At 50.8% G+C, this 21,045-nt stretch carries 13 protein-coding genes; 9 read left to right on the top strand and 4 right to left on the bottom strand.

Annotated features, from left to right (window positions below; genetic code table 11):
* Positions 1-55 precede the first annotated feature (55 nt).
* The 6 genes from dnaG (at position 56) to AC27IB_RS22275 (ending at position 10,073) form a co-directional block, all read left to right on the top strand.
* A complete protein-coding gene (gene dnaG, locus AC27IB_RS22300; RefSeq protein ID WP_296045661.1) occupies positions 56-1,846 on the top strand; it encodes a DNA primase in 1,791 nt (596 codons plus the stop codon).
* Positions 1,847-2,239: 393 nt separating this feature from the next.
* Positions 2,240-4,078: an RNA polymerase sigma factor RpoD gene (gene rpoD / locus AC27IB_RS22295; RefSeq protein ID WP_296045659.1), complete on the top strand. Its 1,839-nt coding sequence runs from the start codon at positions 2,240-2,242 to the stop codon at positions 4,076-4,078.
* A gap of 405 nt (positions 4,079-4,483) precedes the next feature.
* Entirely contained in the window at positions 4,484-6,898 is a 2,415-nt protein-coding gene (locus AC27IB_RS22290; RefSeq protein WP_487123718.1) for a S9 family peptidase, read from the top strand.
* A gap of 64 nt (positions 6,899-6,962) precedes the next feature.
* Positions 6,963-7,658 carry a 3-keto-disaccharide hydrolase gene (locus AC27IB_RS22285; RefSeq protein WP_487123716.1) on the top strand — a complete coding sequence of 232 codons (696 nt, stop codon included), beginning with the start codon at positions 6,963-6,965 and terminating at the stop codon, positions 7,656-7,658.
* Positions 7,658-9,331: a GMC family oxidoreductase gene (locus AC27IB_RS22280; protein WP_487123714.1), complete on the top strand. Its 1,674-nt coding sequence runs from the start codon at positions 7,658-7,660 to the stop codon at positions 9,329-9,331. Before AC27IB_RS22285 ends, AC27IB_RS22280 begins: the two co-directional genes overlap by 1 nt.
* 1 nt (position 9,332) lies before the next feature.
* On the top strand, positions 9,333-10,073 hold the full coding sequence (locus tag AC27IB_RS22275) for a gluconate 2-dehydrogenase subunit 3 family protein (protein WP_487123712.1): 741 nt from the start codon (positions 9,333-9,335) through the stop codon (positions 10,071-10,073).
* A 13-nt stretch (positions 10,074-10,086) separates the two neighbouring features.
* Here AC27IB_RS22275 and tsgA read toward each other — a convergent pair whose 3' ends face one another.
* Positions 10,087-11,313, bottom strand: a complete 1,227-nt coding sequence (tsgA, locus tag AC27IB_RS22270) for an MFS transporter TsgA (protein ID WP_487123710.1) — start codon at positions 11,311-11,313, stop codon at positions 10,087-10,089.
* A gap of 31 nt (positions 11,314-11,344) precedes the next feature.
* Positions 11,345-11,878, bottom strand: a complete 534-nt coding sequence (locus tag AC27IB_RS22265) for a DUF3750 domain-containing protein (RefSeq protein ID WP_296045638.1) — start codon at positions 11,876-11,878, stop codon at positions 11,345-11,347.
* A gap of 232 nt (positions 11,879-12,110) precedes the next feature.
* Between AC27IB_RS22265 and AC27IB_RS22260 the strand changes: the two genes are divergently transcribed.
* Complete coding sequence (locus tag AC27IB_RS22260; RefSeq protein WP_487123729.1) at positions 12,111-13,619, top strand: sodium:solute symporter family transporter; 1,509 nt, start codon at positions 12,111-12,113, stop codon at positions 13,617-13,619.
* Positions 13,620-14,344: 725 nt separating this feature from the next.
* Here the strand turns inward: AC27IB_RS22260 and AC27IB_RS22255 are convergent.
* A complete protein-coding gene (locus AC27IB_RS22255) occupies positions 14,345-17,446 on the bottom strand; it encodes an efflux RND transporter permease subunit (protein WP_487123708.1) in 3,102 nt (1,033 codons plus the stop codon).
* Positions 17,447-17,449: 3 nt separating this feature from the next.
* Positions 17,450-18,517, bottom strand: a complete 1,068-nt coding sequence (locus tag AC27IB_RS22250) for an efflux RND transporter periplasmic adaptor subunit (protein ID WP_296045778.1) — start codon at positions 18,515-18,517, stop codon at positions 17,450-17,452.
* Positions 18,518-18,582: 65 nt separating this feature from the next.
* Between AC27IB_RS22250 and AC27IB_RS22245 the strand changes: the two genes are divergently transcribed.
* Both AC27IB_RS22245 and AC27IB_RS22240 read left to right on the top strand, forming a co-directional pair.
* A complete protein-coding gene (locus AC27IB_RS22245; protein ID WP_487123706.1) occupies positions 18,583-19,140 on the top strand; it encodes an NUDIX hydrolase in 558 nt (185 codons plus the stop codon).
* A 132-nt stretch (positions 19,141-19,272) separates the two neighbouring features.
* Entirely contained in the window at positions 19,273-21,033 is a 1,761-nt protein-coding gene (locus AC27IB_RS22240; RefSeq protein ID WP_296045627.1) for an acyl-CoA dehydrogenase family protein, read from the top strand.
* The last annotated feature ends 12 nt before the right edge of the window (positions 21,034-21,045 follow it).

Raw genomic sequence — 21,045 nt, 5'->3', positions numbered from 1 at the left:
ATATCCTGATAAAGTATCCGCAACCACAATACTTCATGGCAGCGTAGCACATTCTATGGCAGGTAAGATCCCTCGCGAATTTATCGACGACTTATTGGCCCGTACCGATATTGTCGAAATTGTTGATAGCCGGGTGCGGCTAAAAAAAGCGGGAAAAAACTATTCAGCCTGTTGTCCGTTCCACGACGAAAAGACACCTTCCTTCACCGTCAGTCAGGATAAGCAGTTCTATCATTGCTTTGGCTGTGGTGAACACGGTAACGCCATTTCGTTCCTGATGGATTACGATCGCCTGGAGTTTGTTGAAGCCATTGAAGAACTCGCTAAACTGCACGGCCTTGACGTTCCCAGAGAACAAGGTTCAGGTCGGTTTACCAGTGACAAGAACAAACAGCAAAACGAGTCTGACTTTCAGTTAATGGAAAAAGTCACACGCTTCTTTCAGCATCAGTTAAAGCACCATGCCCAGGGCAGTAAAGCGGTGGATTACCTGAAGCAACGGGGTTTGTCAGGCGAGATTGTAAAACAGTGGGAGATTGGCTACGCGCCACCCGACTGGGACGCTGTACTGAAAACCTTTGGTACCGACAACGCGCTGAAAAAACAGCTGCTCGACCTGAAACTGGTTAATCAGAACGACAACGGCAAACAGTATGACTTTTTTCGCGACCGGATCATGTTTCCCATACGCGATAAACGGGGTCGGGTGTGTGGCTTTGGTGGTCGTATTATGGAAGGCAACGGCCCCAAATACCTGAACTCACCGGAAACCCGTATCTTCCATAAAGGCTACGAGCTGTTTGGCTACTACCAGACCCGCCAGCAACGCAACTTACAGCGCATCATGGTGGTTGAGGGGTATATGGATGTTGTGGCGCTGAGTCAGTATGGCATTCAGTATGCGACAGCGGCTTTGGGTACAGCTACCACCCAGGATCACATGAGCATGCTGATGCGTGGTACCCAGGAAATCGTCTGTTGTTACGACGGTGACCGGGCCGGCCGTGACGCCGCCTGGCGAGCAGTAGAAAATGCCCTGCCAGCGCTCAAAGACGGTGTTCAGCTGAAATTTCTGTTTCTGCCAGACGGTGAAGATCCCGATACCATGATACGACAAATTGGTCAGGAGGCGTTTGAAGAGCTAGTGGCAAAGGCCACACCGCTATCCACCTTCTTTTTTGACGCATTACTCAAGCAGCATTCAGTTGGCACCCCCGAGGGGAAAATTGCGTTAAAGTCGGCCGCCAAGCCGCTCATTGACCAGGTAGCCGGTGAACAGCAAAAACTGATGCTAGGCGAAGAGCTGAGCAAACACGTGGGTGAGTACGACCGCTTTAAACTCGACCGCGATATCCGGGCTGCTAATGCCGGCCCCGGACCGGCCACGCCCCAGCAGCAAAAAAATCCGGTAGGCAATGTTAATAAAACCCGCTTATCGCCGATAAGCGTAATGATTAGGTTGTTGCTGGAACACCCGTCACTGGCAGCGGAGTGTGCCGACTCGGTACAGCCTGAATTTCTTAATGGTTCAGGTATTGCGGGATTGAATGTTTTACAGGATGTGTTCAGTTTTTGTGCCACTCATCCGCAGGCTAACACCGCACAGGTGGTTGAAAACTTCCGAGAGCACCCTTATTCAAAGAGTCTGGGTCGGTTACTGGTGCAAGAGCATTTTATTGACGAAGCCGACTCACAAAGAGTATTTCGTGACTGTTTTGCCCGCTTGTTAGACTGGCATTTCGATAGCCGCATTGACCAATTGTTGTCAAAATCAAGAATTCAGGCGCTCAGCAGTGACGAAAAACAGGAATTAAACATGCTCATGCGGGAGCGGCAAAGCAGCTAAGTCTGCGTTCATTTGAACTCGCAGTGATGTGTTTTATTCACAGCAGCGGTTTACAGGATTGGCCTGCGGGCTTAAGCCGTTGTTCAGGAGGCTGACAAATAGCGAACAAAGGCGCGCGAGTTAACAGCACGATTCAAGCAGATTCGGTAAGTTTTGAAAGGCTTATCAGCAAAATTAGATGCGGTAAAAGTAACCGCCGTAGTAGTCAAAATAACCGTGTTTCTGTTATACTGTGTAATTCGCTGCCGTCGTCGCAATGGGCAGGCAATTAAACGTAAACCAACAAAAGCAGTCTGACGTAGGTAAAGTGTAACGTTATTACCTCGGTCCGCCATAGATTGACATTCTGGCGGGGCATATTGCAATGGTTAATTTTTTAAAAGTGTAGGGTATATGGCGCAAAGCAAGCAGTCTCAGATTAAACTCCTGATTGCGAAAGGTAAAGAACAAGGTTATTTGACGTTTTCTGAAGTCAACGACCATCTGCCTCAAGACATTGTCGATTCGGATCAGATAGAAGATATCATCCGCATGATCAATGACATGGGTATCCAGGTAGCAGAATCTGCACCGGATTCCGATGAACTGTTAATGCAGGAAACCACCACTGACGAAGAAGTTGCAGAAGCGGCAGCGCAAGCGCTGGCAACCGTTGAAAGCGAAATTGGACGTACGACAGACCCGGTTCGCATGTACATGCGTGAAATGGGTACCGTTGAACTTCTTACCCGTGAAGGCGAAATCGAAATCGCCAAACGTATCGAAGACGGTATTAATCAGGTGCAGTGTTCTGTTGCTGAATACCCTGAAGCCATTACTTACCTGCTCGATCAGTGGGACTTATACGAAGCCGAAGAAATCCGCTTAAGCGATATCATTTCCGGATTCGTTGACCCGAATAACGAAGAAGACCTCGCCCCCACCGCTACTCACGTTGGTTCAGAACTTTCTCAGGAAGAACTGGACGACGAAGATGATGACGATGATGACGACGACGATGATGACGACGAAGACGATACGGGTGTTGATCCGGAAGAAGCCCGTCAGAAGTTTGGTCAATTGCGTGACCAATATCAGGTAGCCCGCGACGTCATTGAAACCAAAGGTCGTACACATGCTGATTCCCGCAAGGAAATCAATGCATTAAGCGATATCTTCAAAGAATTCCGCCTGGTTCCGAAACAGTTTGATCGTCTGGTGCGTAACATGCGCGAGATGATGGACCGCGTTCGTATCCAGGAACGCCTGGTTATGAAATACTGCGTGATGCACGCCAAAATGCCGAAAAAGGATTTCATCAAAGCGTTTGCCGGTAATGAAACCTCAACAGCATGGTTAGACACTATCCTCTCTGGCAGTGCCGCTTATGCTGAGGCATTAAAGTCGTACAAAGAAGAAATCGAACGTAGTGTTGGCAAGATTTCTCAGGTTGAGCAAGAAACCGGCTTGGTTATTGCCGACATTAAAGACATTAACCGCCGGATGTCGATTGGTGAAGCAAAAGCCCGTCGCGCCAAGAAAGAGATGGTGGAAGCTAACCTGCGTCTGGTAATTTCAATCGCGAAAAAATACACCAACCGTGGCTTGCAGTTCCTGGACCTTATCCAGGAAGGTAACATCGGTCTGATGAAAGCGGTTGATAAGTTTGAATACCGTCGCGGTTATAAGTTCTCAACTTATGCCACATGGTGGATTCGTCAGGCAATCACCCGTTCAATCGCAGACCAGGCGCGGACCATCCGTATCCCGGTACACATGATTGAAACCATTAACAAACTGAATCGTATCTCTCGTCAGATGCTACAGGAAATGGGTCGCGAACCTACGCCAGAGGAACTGTCTGAACGCATGCTGATGCCAGAAGACAAGATCCGTAAGGTACTGAAAATTGCCAAGGAGCCTATCTCGATGGAAACGCCCATCGGTGATGATGAAGACTCGCATCTGGGTGATTTTATCGAGGACAGCACCATTATTCAGCCCCTCGATTCAGCAACCGGCGGCAGCCTGAAAGACGCCACGCAGGAAGTCCTTGCAGGCCTTACGGCTCGTGAAGCCAAAGTACTGCGTATGCGCTTTGGTATCGACATGAATACCGACCACACGCTGGAAGAAGTTGGTAAGCAGTTTGATGTTACCCGTGAGCGTATCCGTCAGATTGAAGCCAAGGCATTACGCAAACTTCGCCACCCAAGCCGTTCAGAACAACTGCGCAGCTTCCTTGACGAATAAGCCGTTTCGCATGGCACGATTATAATAAGCCAGTCCCCCGGGACTGGCTTTTTTTTGGCCCAAAGTACCGCTTACCCATACTTCGGGTGAGGAACCGGGTTGATTGTCATTCTATGCAAAGCGGATATCTCACTCTGTTATCTTTATCCAAACCCACAGTCGCCCCTTTGCACAAACCACACTTACAGATTATTTCTCATTTCAGACAAGCACTTAGCATTTCATTGTCGTCTACCTCATACAAAACGTAAAAGGCTGTTAGAAGTTAAGCGTATGTAAATGTTATTCAGCCCTGCCCTATTCACCTGACTTTACAAATCAGGCTAATATGGACAGCGGTTGAACTTATTTTGACCCCATTTATAACGACAGATAGCAAAATACTAATAAAGAAAAGGGAAAAACATGCAATATCACTGGTTAGGACTGCGAGCTGCTGCACTCTGTTTTGCGGTTATACTCTCGCCAACGGTACCCGCTGCCACTGAATATCAAAAACCGGCAGAGGAAATTCTCCAGCTCGTCGATGTAAAACGCGCCCCCTATTTTCTGATGAATGATAGTCAGGATACTGCGTTGATGCTGTACCGCGATACCTATAAAACTATTGCCGAGTTATCCGAGGAGGAGCTGCGACTGGGGGGGTTACGTATTGATCCCAAAGCGAATATCGGCAGTCGTGATACCTTTTATAACGATTTAAAAATTCAGCGAGTTAACAGCCAGCAAACGGTAGAAATCGCCGGATTACCCGATAACCCCCGCTTATCCAATTTTGCCTGGTCCCCGGATCAAAAGAAAATGGCAATGACCCACAAGACCCCTAACGGCATTGAGTTATGGGTTTTAGATTTAAAAACCGCCAAGGCCAAACGCCTTACCAAAGCCATCCTTAACGCCAACATGCGCGATGTGATTAATTGGTTTGCTGACGGCTCCGCGCTGCTGGTGAAAGTGGTTCCAGAGGACCGCCAGGCGCTGATTAACACCGAAACCGCCACCCCGACCGGCCCGACGGTATCGGAGAGTGACGGTAAAAAAGCCCAGAACCGCACTTATCAGGATCTGCTGAAAAACAAAAATGACGAATTCAACTTTGAGCAGCTAACCCGCTCTACACTCATGAAAGTAAATTTGAATGGCAAAGCCTCACGCTGGCTGCCGCCAGCTATGTACGGCAATATTAATGTGTCGCCTGACGGCGAGTATGTGCTGGTCACCCAGTATGAAAAGCCGTTCAGCTATCTGGTGCAGTTTAACCGTTTTCCCTCAGTTACCAGTGTGTATAGCAAACACGGTGAGTTCATCAACAAGATCGTGTCGGTACCGCTGATTGAAGATCTGCCCAAAGGCTTTATGGCCACTCGAGAAGGCAGACGCTCTATACAGTGGCGTGACGATAAACCGGCGACGCTGGTTTTTGCCGAAGCGCAGGATAAAGGCGATCCGGCTGTTGAAGTTGAATATCGCGATGCGGTTTACACGCTGGAACCGCCATTCGATGGCACTCCGTCGTTGCTACTTAAAACCCATAATCGCTTTTCACGCATTATGTGGGGTAACGACAACTATGCGATTGCTCAGGATTACTGGTGGAATACCCGCAATACTAAAGCCTATGCGTTTACTCCAGGCGACAGCACTGTAGCGCCTGCGGTTATTTTCGATCGTAATTATCAGGATGCCTACAGCGATCCGGGTTCTTTTGTGACTGAGCGCAATGAATTTGGTCAGAGCGTACTGGCGATGGATGGCGCGAAGGTCTTTTTACTTGGCGATGGCTATTCAGATAAAGGACAATTTCCTTTCCTCGACAGTCTTAATCTTAAAACGCTCGAAAAAGAGCGCCTCTATCAGTCTGCCTATACCGATAAACTGGAAGAGCTATACGATTACAAAGTTGATGAGCAAAAACTCACTGTGAGTATCGAGTCGAAAAGTGAATACCCTAACCGCTACTTCAGGCACTTAAGCAACCAGTCACTCACGCAGTTAACAGACTTTGAAAATCCGTTTAAAGCCATTCAGAGCGTCAAAAAGGAAGTCATCACGTATAAGCGTGATGACGGGCTGGAGCTTTCCGGCACGCTTTATTTGCCGGTTGGCTACCAGGAAGGTAAGCAATATCCAATGATCCTGTGGGCTTATCCACGAGAGTATAAAGATCAAAACAGCGCCTCGCAGAATACCAGTAACCCCAATGAGTTTACCTATCCGTTCTGGGGCTCGCCTATTTACTGGGTAAACAAAGGCTATGTGGTACTCGATGGCGCCGCCTTCCCCATTGTTGGCGAAGGTGACGAGGAGCCCAATGACAGCTTCCGCAGCCAGTTAGTGGCCAACGCTAAGGCTGCTATTGATGCTGTTGACGCTCGCGGGCTTATCGACCGGCAGCGTGTGGCAGTGGGTGGTCATAGCTATGGTGCCTTTATGGTGGCTAATCTGCTCTCCCATTCTGACTTATTTGCGGCCGGAATTGCTCGCAGCGGTGCCTATAACCGCACCCTCACGCCATTTGGCTTCCAGTCGGAAGAGCGCTCTTACTGGGAAGCCCCCCAGGTGTATTACACCATGTCGCCCTTTATGCATGCCGACAAAATGAAAACCCCGTTATTGCTTATTCATGGCGAGGCTGATAACAACAGTGGTACCTACCCCATGCAAAGTGAGCGCTATTTTAATGCGCTTAAAGGCCTTGGTGCCACGGCACGACTGGTAATGTTACCCAAGGAGTCTCACGGATACCGAGCCAAGGAAAGCATCTTACACATGCTCTGGGAACAGGATCAATGGCTGGAACAACACGTAAAGGCTAAGTAACTCCTGCGGCACACAGGCCCTGGGGCCTGTGTGCTCAGCAGTCTATTTCAACAGGAAAACAACAATGAAAACACTGATTACACTTTTGGCAGGATTACTTGTAAGCGCTTCCACCGCGGCACTCGCCAGCGATAACACTCTCTCAGCCACAGAACAGCAACAGGGCTGGGAAAGCTTGTTCGACGGCGAGTCACTTAAGGGTTGGCGTAACTATCAAAAAGACGAAGCCGGCAGCAACTGGCAGGTCACTAACGGTACCATCACCCTTACCAAAGAGGGCAGTGGCGACCTGATTACAGCGAAACAGTATGCCGAGTTTGAACTGAGTCTGGATTGGAAGATTTCTGAAGCCGGGAACAGTGGCATTTTCTTTCTCGCTGATGAAAGTGAACAATACATCTTTTTCCATGCCCCCGAAATCCAGATTATTGATAATGAAAAACACCCCGACAGTAAGCTCGACTCACACCGCTCAGGCTCGCTCTATGACATGGTAGTGGCGCCGGCGGCCGCTTATAAAGAAGCAGGCGAATGGAATAACCTGCGGATCCGTCTTCACAATGACGTGCTGGAGGTCTGGCAAAATGACGTGATGACCGTGCATATAGTGATGTACTCCTCGACCTGGGAAAAACTGGTTGCCGCCAGTAAGTTTGCCAAATGGGATGGCTTTGGCGAACAGGCTAAAGGCCATATCGGTTTGCAGGATCACGGTGATAAAGTGTGGTTTAAAAATATTAAAATACGGGAGTTACGCTAATGGCCGACTTTATTCATCAGGTAGTGATTGTTGGCTCCGGCGCTGGCGGGGCCATGGCAGCCTATGAGCTGACCAAAGCAGGGATTAACGTTTTAATGCTTGAAGCGGGCCGCGACTACGATCCCAAAACTGAAACGCCCATGTTTAAACGCAATGCCGACGCACCACTTATGGGGGCCGCCACCTCAGATAAAAACTTTGGCTACTATGATGCGACGGTTGATGGTGGCTGGTCGGTGCCTGACGAACCGTACACCACCGACGATGATTCCGATTTTCTCTGGTGGCGGGCACGTATGCTCGGTGGACGCACTAACCACTGGGGGCGCTATTCACTGCGCTTCAGTGAGCACGACTTTAAAGGCAAAAGCCGCGATGGGCTCGGCGCAGACTGGCCATTTGAATACGGTGACATTGCCCCCTGGTACGATAAAACCGAGAGTCTGGTCGGTGTATGTGGCACCAATACCGGGCTGGATGACATGCCCGACTCACCGCCCGGCGTACTGCAACCCCCACCAACCCCAAGAGTTCCTGAACTGTTGGTGGCTGCCGCCGCGAAAAAACATGGTATTACTGCGGTTCCCATGCACCGCGCGGTTCTGACCCAGCCAAAAGACGACAGGGCAGCCTGTTTTTATGCCACCCCTTGCGGCCACGGCTGTTCCATTGGTGCGGCATTTCAAACCACTACGTCTTTAATTCCCATGGCTCGGCAAACCGGTCATTTTAAGCTCATTACTGATGCCATGGTCAAACAGGTAAATACCAGTGATGAAGGCACAGTCACCGGTCTGACATACATTGATAAAGCCAGCGGTGAAGAAGTGGTTATTGCCTCACCGGTGGTTATTCTGGCAGCCAGTGCCTGTGAGTCGGCCAGGATTATGCTTAACTCGAAATCTGCCCAACACCCTGACGGCCTCGCCAATTCAAGTGGTCAGTTGGGCCGCAACCTGATGGACTCTACTGGTGCCGGTATCGGTGCCACTATCCCGGCGTTAAAGAACCGCCCGCGATATAACGAAGACGGACATACCGCTAACCATTTGTTTATTCCCTGGTGGGGCCATAAGGCACAACATAAACTGAATTTTCCACGGGGATATCACTTTGAACTGGGGACCGGCTTCAGAGAACCCGGCGCCTGGGTATCCGGCGATTTTGCAGGCTATGGCGAGTCATTAAAAGACGAAGCCAAAGCCAATTACGGTGCCAGCGTGTATTTTGCACTGCGCGGCGAAATGCTGCCCAATGACAACTGCTATATGGATATTGACCCTGACGTCACCGACAAATGGGGCATCCCGGTGGCACGCTTCCACTGGCAGTGGTCAGAACACGAGCTGAATCAGGTTGCCCACGGCCTGCAAACCGCCAAAACTTTGCTTGAAACCATGGGCGCAACCGTGGGTGATCTGCCTGCCCCCGAACAAGCCATCGCTAAAGGCGGCCAAATCATTCATGAAGTGGGCACCGCGAGAATGGGCAACTCGCCTGCAGATTCCGTGACCAATCAGTGGGGACAAACCTGGGATTGTCCGAACCTGTTTGTGATGGACGGCGGCGTTTTTGCTTCCAACCCGCATAAAAACTGCACGCTCACCATTATGACGCTGGCCATGCGCAACGCTAACTGGCTGGCCGGCCAGATCCAACAGGGAGTACTGTAAGATGACTGACACTAAAGCTCTGAGTAACCCGCACGGCTTAAGCCGTCGCCAGTCGTTAAAATTGTTTGGTATGATGCTGGCCAGCGCAGCAGTGCCCGCCATTACCGGTTGTGCCGCCAGCACACCTCAAGTCAGTGGTTCAGCCTCAGACTGGCCAACCCTTAAGATAGAGCCCATTAGCGTGGCAGGATACGGGCAGGATCCCAACCTGATCATGCCTCCACCGTCGCCCTGGCCAAAAACGTTGACCACGGAGCAAATTGCCCGGCTGTCCCGTTTAACTGACATCTTAGTGCCAGCCCAGAATGGCCAGCCCGGGGCCCTGCAAATAGGCGCAGTGGATGTAATTGACGAATGGGTCAGTGCGCCCTACGGTCAACAACAGCGCGATAGAGACGGCATTCTGCGCTTACTTATCTGGCTCGACGATGAGTCGGGGCGACGCTACAGTCAGCCGTTCCTGATGCTCAGCGAAGCTCAGCAATTAGTCCTGCTGGATGATATTGCCTATGACAGGGACAATATCGACGCCCGCTTACAGCAGCCGGCAGCGGTATTTAACCGTTTGCGCTCGCTGGTATTAGCGGCCTACTTCTGCTCTGAGGCCGGTAGCCGCGAAATTGGCTACCAGGGTAATGTCCCTATCAGTGGTGAATATCCGGGGCCTACACCAGAGGCCCTGGCTCATCTCGATGATGTCCTCGATGAGCTCGGCCTGAGCGACTACGCCTATCAGCAGTAACTGCCGCTAGGTCTCAAACACTCTCTGGTTGAACAGGATCAGGGAGTGTTTGAAGCTTTGCCTTACGCTCCAGAACCATTGCCACAATAAACAGTACCAGCATCATAATAAAGCCCGCCAGTGCCAGCATCAGCGCGCCTTTTTCATCACTGCTTTCTACTACCCACCCGGATATAACCGGTGCCAGCGTACTACCGATACTGCCGCTGAATAACATCAGGGTAACCAGCATTGGCGGTGAGTCCGCAATTTGTTGGGTGCCAACTGAAATCGCAATTTTATAAATGCAGGTAGTCAGTAAACCAAAGGCCAGTCCGAGTGTAAGAAATGCCGCCACCGAGTCGATAAGTAAAAATAACGTAGTGCAGGTAATAGCGATACCTGAGACCACCAGCAACATGAGGCGGGTAGGAATAAAGTTCACCAGCACCACCGAGGTGAGTAATCCAAAAATGGAGAAGCCCCAGTAATTCCCCACTACCTGACCAGCCACTTCCTGCCGGGCGTCAAAATAAGCCATCAGATAATTGGGCGCCCAGGTTAAGAAGGTCGTTTGGGCAATAAGATAAAGACAAACCCCCACCGCAAAACACACCACCCGAGGGGTGAGGATACGCTTAAATTGCGCCAGAGCGGTTTCCTTTTGCCCGGCGCTTTCTGATGAAACGGCCCGATGCACGTCGGGAAATACCGTAGTAACAGCCAGTATCAGTATAATCACCGCCAGAGAGGCAACGGCCAGATAGCTTAATGTCCAGTCCAGTTCTTTAACCAGCAACCAGCCCGCCAGCGTTGGAAAAATAAACCCGGCCGCACTGAAAGCACAATCGGTAGCAATAAAAGCCGAGGCCCTCCGTTGTGCCCGGTAGATACGGGAAATAATCACCGCACCACCGGATAAACCACAGCCACAACACACTCCCAGACCGAGAAACACAGCGGCCAGCAGAGGATAGCCGGCGTCGGTTAATAACGGCAGCACTACGCCCAGAATCAGTAAAAACAGATACGTGATGATCAGCAACCGCCGCAAACTGAATCGGGTATACAGGTACATGGACATCAGCGTACCGATTAAGGCACCACCGGTTAGCCAGGAAAAAATACTGACCGTCTGGGCCGCCGTCATTTCCAGTTGCGCGGCAATGGCGTTAAGAATGACTCCGGCCTGGGTTAACAGGCCAGACATAATCATATAGCTTAAAAACGCTATCAGGGTTAACCGAACCTGGGTATTCAACTACGCGTCATCCTGCTGAGCACCAATTAGTTTAATCCGCATACCCGGCTCCTATGGCATTAAATGGCATATCCAGCTCTAATTCCGGCACCTGCAAGCCAATCCAGGCCGGAAAGGTATTGCTGTTGGGCCCCGGAAACACAGTGTATTCGTTAGCCCAGGGGTATTTATCAATTGCCGCCACAACCTCGGGGATCAGTCGGCGGGCTTTGTCACCCTGAATAGATAAGACCTTTTCTGGTCTGGCGCCGTACCAGTAGCGGTCCGGACTCTCGGTTTTATAATGACGTAAGGCTGGATAGCCATTTTTGACGCGCCAGCCGACCACTTCGTAAACCTGATATTCCTCTGCGCCTTCCTCTTTAAAGGCCAGCCAGGTATGTACAGCGAACCAGCCGCGCCAGCTAAAAGCATCCGCCGCATAGATCTCAATAACCGCATCCTGCACCAGGTCTGGTGAGGGTGCGATACCTGCTGGCTCTCGGCTTGCCGTGCGCCAGTCACTATTGCTACAGGACGCCAAGGCAAATAGCATTAATACAATACCGGCCAAACGCTTGCCCATAATGAGACCCTTTTATCCGTTAAATGAATGACAACTATCTAATCAGTCCGGATCAGGATATGCAAGCCAGTGCCGACCAAATAACTCAGGCTCAGGATAAACATTAACCAGCACAACTGGAATTTGTAGTGTGAAATCAGCATACTGAATAAACAAAATCACAATCAGGGAGCGTATTTTGGGCTGGATTGACTACGCAATAATCGCGATTTACCTCGTAGGTTTACTCGCCATGGGACTGGCATTTCGCCACCAGCACAATAGCAGGGAATACTTTCTGGGCGGGCGCACCATCCCCTGGCCGGCGTTATCCCTGTCGGTTATGGCAACCCAACTCTCCGCGATCAGTTTTATTTCTGCTCCTGCTTTTGTTGGGTTACGCGAAGGCGGCGGGTTGATTTGGTTGTCTTACGAACTGGCGTTGCCCATCGCCGTACTGCTCATGTTATGGCGATTATTGCCCACCTTGCACCAAAGCGGTGTGGTGAGTGTGTACGATTTCCTCGAACGCCGTTTCGAACGCTCCACCCGCCTGCTGATAAGCTTTGTATTTCAGCTCAGCCGCTCCTTCGCCACCGCCATCATGATTTATGCCATATCATTGATTCTGCAAGGCACGATGGGACTGGAGCAATGGCACAGCATTGTGTTGATTGGCGTAATCACCCTGATTTATTCTGCCGTGGGGGGAATGAAAGCGGTGGTATTTGGTGATGCGGTACAAATGGTGATTATTCTGGCCGGTGCCCTCACCTGCCTGTTTGTCGCCGTGGATGTTATAGGCGGTGTGGATGCTGCACTTGCACTCATCGATAGTGATCGCATGGAAGCCATAAACACCAGCTCATGGGGTTTAACCGGCAACGATTTTGGGCTGTTGCCTATGTTATTTGGTGGCATTGTGCTTTATGCCTCTTATTATGGCTGTGACCAGTCAGAAGCTCAGCGTTCGCTGTCTGCTCATAGCGTAAAAGACCTGCGCAAGGTGATGTATACCGTCGCGCTCAGCCGCTTCCCCATCACAGTAATTTATTGCACCACTGGGTTAGTAATAGGCGCACTGGTACTCAATACCCCATCGCTGCATGCGCAAATACCAACAGACCAGCCCGACTGGATGATGCCCATTTTCATTGTTAATTATTTACCACCCGGCGTGATTGGGCTGCTGGTAGTCGCCATTATGGCAGCGGCCATGTCTTCGCTCAGTTCCGCGATAAACAGCCTGGCGGCCGTGACCACCGAAGATTTTTGTCGCTACAAGGGCCATGAACCCAGCGACCATGAATATATGCGCTTTGCCCGCACAGCCGGTATCGGCTGGGGACTGGTAACACTGGTATTAAGTTTATTCGCCGGTGATATCGCCCCCACCATCATTGAAGCCATTAATAAAATCGGCTCGGTGTTTTACGGCCCGGTGCTGGCAATTTTTTTACTGGGTATCCACAGTAAAACCATTACCGCAAAAGCAGCTAACATCGGCCTGTTGCTGGGCGTATTCAGTAATACCTTTTTGTGGCTCAGCGACAACCCCATATTCTGGTTTTGGTGGAATGCCATTGGCTTTGCGGTCACAGTTATCAGCGGCCACCTGGCAAACCGTTTAATCCCCACCAGCAATAAAGCCACACCACAAGCCAGTTATGCCGGTTTGAATACCCGGATGATTGTGGTGTTGTTGAGCTGGACTGCCGTGCTTATTTTTATCTGTTTCAATTTATCCGACTGGCTGGCCTGATGACAGCTATAACCATCCTCAAAAAAAGTACAGTCATACCGGCCCATGAGCCAATATTTACTTGAAAAGCAAATTGGCTCGTATACTACCTGCTTTTACTGTGGTTCTGTTGTGGCGAATTACTGGCTGACAAAAAGATCAGGGAAAGCGTAGGCTCGTCAAGGACGACGAGCCAGGGCAGCGCGGGCAGGACGCCCGCTCTGCCTCGTTAGGTTTTACCTTTTTGTCAGCCAGTATGCTTTTCGACACCTAGAACTGAGCGGGGTCCAGGGGTGGCCTCACTGCCACCCCTGGGTGCTGTCGGCACCCCGACAAAAAGCTGATAAATCATCCATAGCTCGCCTTGTTTAAGAAAGTCAGACTTTTTAGGAGATCCCGGATAGGTCCGTTGGACCTTCCGGGATGACAGAGAGATATGATAGCTCGCCTAGTTTAAAGCAGTCAGACTTTTTTAGGAGATCCCGGATAGGTCCGTTGGACCTTCCGGGATGACAGAGAGATATGATAGCTCGCCTAGTTTAAAGCAGTCAGACTTTTTTAGGAGATCCCGGATAGGTCCGTTGGACCTTACGGGATGACAGGAAAATATGATAGCTCGACTAGTTTAAGGCAGTCTGACTTTTGAGGAGATCCCGGATAGGTCCGTTAGACCTTCCGGGATAACCGGGAGTATTTTAGCCCTAGAACATACTCGACATTCCGGCTCGAGGGCCGGGATGAAAGTATCACTCCCCTTTCACATAAGGAATTTCTTCATCCAGATCTTCCAGCTTGTGCGTACGCTTAAGTGGTGAGCCAGTGTGTCGAGCCATCCAGTAATAGGCGGTGGGCACTATATATAAAGTTAAGAAAGCCGAGACCAGCACCCCGGCGAAGATCACCATACCAATAGCCATGCGACTCTCCGCCCCGGCGCCACTGGCTATTACCAGCGGGATACTACTGAATACAGTAGTAAAACCGGTCATCACGATGGGCCGTAAACGCATGGCTGAAGCTTTGCGTAGAGCCTGTTCAAACTCCTCACCGGCATCGCGCAACTGATTGGCAAACTCAACAATTAATATACCGTTTTTAGCTGCCAGACCAATGAGCATTACCAGTCCTATCTGACTGTAGATATTGAGCGTCATACCGGCAAAATACAGCCCGATAAACGCCCCCAGCAGGGCCAGTGGAACGGTCATCATAATGACCAGAGGATGCACCCAGCTTTCAAATTGCGCGGCCAGAATGAGATAAGTAATCGACAGTGCCAGTAAGAAGACGAACACAAATGAATTACCGGACTCCTGATACAACTGCGACTCGCCTTTATAATCAATCGACACCGAATCGGGCAGCTCGGTTTCTACAATATTTTCCAGATAGGCCAGCGCTTCTCCCAGCGAATAATCTTCCGCCAGGTTGGCAGAAATGGTCACCGAGCGCATGCGGTTGTAACGGTTAAGCTGGGCAGACGTTGCCTGCTCCTTGAAGGATAGCAGGTTATCCAGCGGGATCAGCTTACCGGTGTAACCGGAGCGAACGTAGAGGTTGTCAATGCTGTTAGGGCTTCTGAATTCCGACTCAACCCCTTCCATGATGACGTCGTATTCTTCACCACGGTCGAGGAAGGTAGATACCCGGCGCTGACCCAACATGGTCTCCAGAGTGCGGCCCACATCACTGATAGAAACGCCTAAATCGGCAGCACGATCTCTATCGATCTCGATGAGCAGCTGTGGCGAAGTGGATTTATAATCGGAGTCTATACGCACCAGTTTAGGATTTTCTGAGGCTTTTTCGATAAGCGTATCGCGCCATTCAGCGAGGTTTTCATAGGTATCGCCCTGCAATACAAACTGTACCGGCCGGCTAAAGCCGCCGCCCCCGATACCAGCCCGCATAATGGCAAAGGCACGAACATCAGGAATAACATTCAGCCGTTCACTGATTTCATCCATGATCTCAAAGGAGCTGCGCTCCCTTTGATCCCAGGGCACTACGCCCACCACCACAATACCGGCACGGCCACCCCAGCCCGGCGCACGAACCAGCACGCGGTCGAGTTCACCGGCTTCGCGGTATTCCATCACAATGTCTTCAACTTGTTTGAGGTTGCGGGAGTTACTCTCAAAGCTGGCGCCTTCCTGAGACTGCATAATTATAAAGAAATTACTGCGGTCTTCCTTAGGGGTAAACTCGGCAGGTATACGTTGCTGTAACTGGAAAATCAGACCTACGGCGACGGCCAGTAAAAGCATCATCACAATGGGCTGGTGAATGGTTTTACCCAGGCTGTTAAAATAGCCGGCTTCGAGCTTTTTGAAGCTGTTATCCAGCCAGCTGCCAAACCCCGAACGCTCACTTTTCTTAAGTAAAATGGAGCCCAGCATAGGCGATAAGGTTAGTGCTGTTACGCTGGAGAAAGCCACCGCAGCGGCAATGGCCAGGGCAAACTCAGTAAATAAGCGCCCCACATTACCTTCTAAGAAAACCAGCGGGACAAACACTGAAATCAGCACCAGGGTAGTAGCAATTACGGCAAACCCTACTTCACGGGTGCCCCGATAAGCGGCCAGAATGGCAGGCTCACCCATTTCGATTCGCCGGTGAATGTTTTCCAGCACCACGATAGCGTCGTCCACAACTAAACCAATGGCCAGTACCATCGCCAGCAGGGTTAACAGGTTAATGGAAAAACCCAGTGCCAGCATAACGATAAACGCAGCAATCAGAGATACCGGCACGGTAACCGCCGGGATGAGGGTGGCACTGACATTCCCTAAAAATAAGTAGATAACCACTACCACCAGCAACATGGCAATCCCCAACGTGTTGTATACCTCGGAGATAGACTGTTCGATAAACACCGACGAGTCATAGCTTGGCACAATAAAGATGTTATCCGGCAGACTTTGCTCGATGCGCGCTATTTGCTCACGCGCAGCCCGGGCGACTTCGAGCGTATTGGCTTTAGACTGCTTGATAATACCGAGGCCTATCATGTTAACGCCGTCACCACGAAACTCGGTTTCATCCTCCACCGCGGTCAGCTCAACCTTAGCGATATCACCTAAGCGCACCAGGTAGCCGTCGGCGCCAATGGCTACGGTAAGCGCCGCAAAGTCTTCCGGGGTCAGGAAACTTCGCGCTACCCGCACCTCAAAATCACGGTTTAACGACTCAACCTGACCGGCCGGTAACTCAACGTTTTCAGAACGGATCACCGACTCCACATCGGCCACCGTGACATCTCTGGCAGCCATGGCGGTTCTGTCGAGCCACACTTTCATGGCGTAGGTTCTGCCGCCACCAATGCGCACCCGGGCCACGCCGTTAACAATCGACAGGCGATCAACCAGATACCGTTCGGCGTAATCGGTTAGCTCCATGGTGTTGAGGTTGGTGCTGCGCAGGTTAAACCACATTACCGGCTGTTCATCGGAGTTAGACTTCGACACCTCCGGCGGATCGGCCTGATCCGGCAGGTTATTCAATGCCCGGCTCACCCGTTCACGCACATCATTGGAGGCGGCATCGATATCCCGCGACAATTCAAATTCGATGGTGATATCGGAGCGCCCGTTACGGCTGGTTGAGGTAATGTTTTTTATGCCCTCGATACCACTGATACGATCTTCGAGCAACTGGGTAATCCGGGTTTCAACGATATTGGCCGACGCCCCCGGGTAGTTGGTATTGATGCTGACGATAGGCGGATCGATATCCGGATACTCACGCAGCGACAACATAGAAAAAGACACAATGCCAAAAATAATCAGCAGCAAGTTAACTACCGAGGCAAAAACCGGCCGTTTTACCGATACGTCTGATAACCACATGATTTAGCTCTCCAGCGTATCGCGATTAAGGACTCTCACCTCAGAACCGTCGCGTACCCGCAACGTCCCTTCAACAATAATTTGTTCGCCCGCATTCAGACCTTTCACAATTTGCACCCAGCCCGGACGGCGTTCTCCCACAATGACTTCCCGCTCAGAGACCACATTATTCTCGGCGACTACGTAAACAAACTGCTTGTCGGCATTGGGCACCAGTGCTTCTTCGGGGATCACCAGAGTATCAAGTACCTGCTTTTCGATAGTGACCTGCATTAACATGCCCGGGCGCAATTCAGACTCCGGATTGTTAATTACTGCGCGGGATAAAATAGAGCGGGTCACCGGATCAATACGCGAGTCTATAGCGGTAATTTCACCGCTGAACTCGCGGCCTGGATAGGCCACTGACGTTGCTGTTACTTTCTGGCCCAGTGCCATACTGGCCAGGTGATTTTCGGCCACGTTAAAGTCGACCTTGATAACACTGATATCATCAAGCGTTGTGATTTCATCGGCAGGACGCACCAACGACCCCACACTCACCCGGCGGATCCCAAGACGGCCATTAAATGGGGCTTTAATTTGCAAATCATCCAGCTGCGCATTGGCCACCGCAATTTGCGCTTCCAGCGATTTTACCAGCGCCTGTTGCTCATCCAGCAATTGCTCTGAAGCTGCACTGGTTTTGGCCAGGTTTTTAATTCGGCTAAGCTGACGTTTCGCTTCTTCCAAACTTACCTGTAACTGAGCGACACGGGCCACTTCTTCTTTGTTGTTCAGTTGTACCAGCAATTGGCCAGCCTCGACCTTATCACCATCATCGAACAAAACGCGGGTAACCGTATCGGCCACCTGGGCCGTTAGCGTGACGGATTCATTGGCCGTGGCAGTGCCCAGTGCATCAATGGTAACCGGAAACAACTTATTAGAAGCTTCGTACACTTTAACCGGCGTGAGCTTTTTGGCCATTGTCTGACCGGCTTGCTCCTGAGGCCAGTTAAGAAAAGCCAGCAACCCTACCAGTAACACCAAACCAAAAAACAGCGGCGACAGCTTTTTACCCAATGCCATAATCAATCCTGCTATACTGGTACCCAACCTTGTTGTCATCAGCGGGCACCGGAATTTAATAATAAATGTTAACCAACGGCTTAATTTTACCCGATAACCTCGTTAAGAGAGCGCGTTTAACAGTAATAATCTGTGTTTTAACGTTTTTGGGTTGCCAACCTCTCTCCCCGTCTGCTCCAAGCTGCCGAGTTTCTGAGACCGCGAGCCATATACCTTCTCCAGAGAATGTTAAAGCTGCCGCCTGTCTGATCAGAATTGAAAACAGTATTCTGATGATTCGACACCGCCTGTCGGGCAAACTCGACTTCCCGGCGGGAGGCGTTAAGGGCAGCGAATCTGCCCGTTGTGCAGCACACCGGGAAACCTGGGAAGAGACCGGCTTCAACCTCGAAGTAGGCAGGTTGCTGACTTACTCCTCTTCGGGGATGCCAATCTTTCATTGTCAGGGCGATGATTCTCTGACAGCCCTTGCCGAGCGGGTGCCCGCACCGGCGTGGGCTACCGTTGAGGCCGAAGAACTGCTGCGGGTAAACCCGTTTGAAATAACGGATGACGCATTACGTTTTAAGGATGATCTGATTCCGCTCAGAAATGCGTTCGTCCAGGCAGCAGAAAAACCCTGACTGACCAGCCAGCCGGAAGTGGCTTTATTGCGCTGGCTCAAGTTAATGACAGACTGTGATTTTGCATTTCATACAGGCGTTGTATGGTATCGATAGCAATCAATCAGAGCAGATTGAACAAAGGAGAATGTTATGCCGGCATACACCCCGCCGCTCGCTGATTTTACATTTTTAGTTAAAGACTGGCTCAACATCGACTCGCTTTATCAGTCGTTAGGGCTCGAGGAATTTGATGCCGAACTGGCGCTGGAAGTTATTGAGCAAGGTGGTAAATTTGCAACCGATGTGGTTGCACCGCTGAACCGGGAAGGCGACGAACAGGGCTGTAAACTGAATAACGGCCAGGTAGTAACCCCCGATGGATTTGCCGCCGCCTATCAAAGTTACGTAGACAATGGCTGGAATGCCATGCTCGGCGATATTGAATATGGCGGACAAGGACTCCCCTATTCCATGGCCGTGCCCGTACACGAAATGCTTAACTCAGCGAACCTCAGCTGGCGCTTAACCACCATGCTCACCGAGAGCGCGGTGCTTGCCGTCACCAAACATGCTTCCGATGAACTCAAGGCGCTGTATCTTGAAAAGCTGGTTAGCGGCCAATGGACCGGTACAATGAATCTTACCGAGCCACAGGCTGGCAGTGATTTAAGCCTGCTTGCCACAAAGGCAGAACCCGCTGAAGACGGTAGCTACATCATTACCGGCAGTAAAATTTTTATTACTGCCGGCGATCATGACTGGACTGACAATATTATTCATATGGTGTTGGCCCGGTTACCGGATGCGCCTGCCGGTGTGAAAGGCATCAGCCTGTTTCTGGTGCCCAAATTTCTGCTTGATGATAACGGCACTCCGGGCGAACGCAATGCTCTCTCGCCCAGCGCGCTGGAGAAAAAAATGGGCATTAAGGCCAGCCCCACCTGTGTGATGAATTTTGATGGTGCCAAAGGCTGGCTGGTTGGCGAGCCACATTGTGGTCTGGCCTGCATGTTTACCATGATGAATGACGCCCGTTTTCAGGTTGGCCTTGAGGGCCTTGGCGCTTCAGAAGCTTCATTTCAGGGTGCCTTAACTTATGCTCGCGAGCGCCTGCAGTCCCGCGCACCACAGGGAGTACAACAACCGGACTCCAAAGCTGATGCAATTGTTTATCAACCCGACATTGCGCGAATGCTACTCACCCAGAAAGCACTGACTGAGGGCAACCGGGCTTTAGCGATGCTGTATGCCAAATACATGGATATTGCCCATAACTCATCAGGCAAGGCCCATGATGATGCAGAGGCTATCCTGCAATTTCTAACCCCTATCTGTAAGGCTTTTATGACCGATACCGGTCTGGAGTCTACCAGCCTGGGAATTCAGATATTTGGCGGGCACGGTTATATTCGCGAATGGGGCATGGAACAACTCATGCGTGATGTGCGCATAGCTATGTTATATGAAGGCACCAATGGTATTCAGTCACTCGATCTGATTGGCCGTAAGCTTACCCGCGACCGGGGCGATATGCTGGGCGTCACCCGAAATGCTTTGGCGGAACTGGTGGAGGCGATGGCTGATGGCGAAGCGCAGCAACAGGCCTCTGCATTGCTTAACGAGTGGTATCAAACTTCACTGCAGGTAAAAACCTTCTCTGCGGTAGAGGCTGCGGGCGGTGCCTGTGATTACCTGGCCTACAGCGGTTACTGTTTGCTGGGGGTTTTGTGGTATTCCATGGCAGATTGCGCGGCGCAAAGCGATAACCCGGTACTGGCAGCAGGCAAACAGAAAACCTGCGACTTTTATCTGCAACGAATCCTGCCGCGTACATCCGCTCATAAGGCCGCAATGTTAGCGCCTGCCGCGACTTTACTAGCGTTGCAGGGTAGTGAGTTCGATTACCTCTGAGCCTGATTTAAC

The sequence above is a fragment of the Alteromonas sp. 4NH20-0104 genome, from assembly GCF_057547795.1.
Note: the sequence above shows the minus strand (reverse complement) of the source record. Positions and strands in the feature narration are given on the sequence as shown.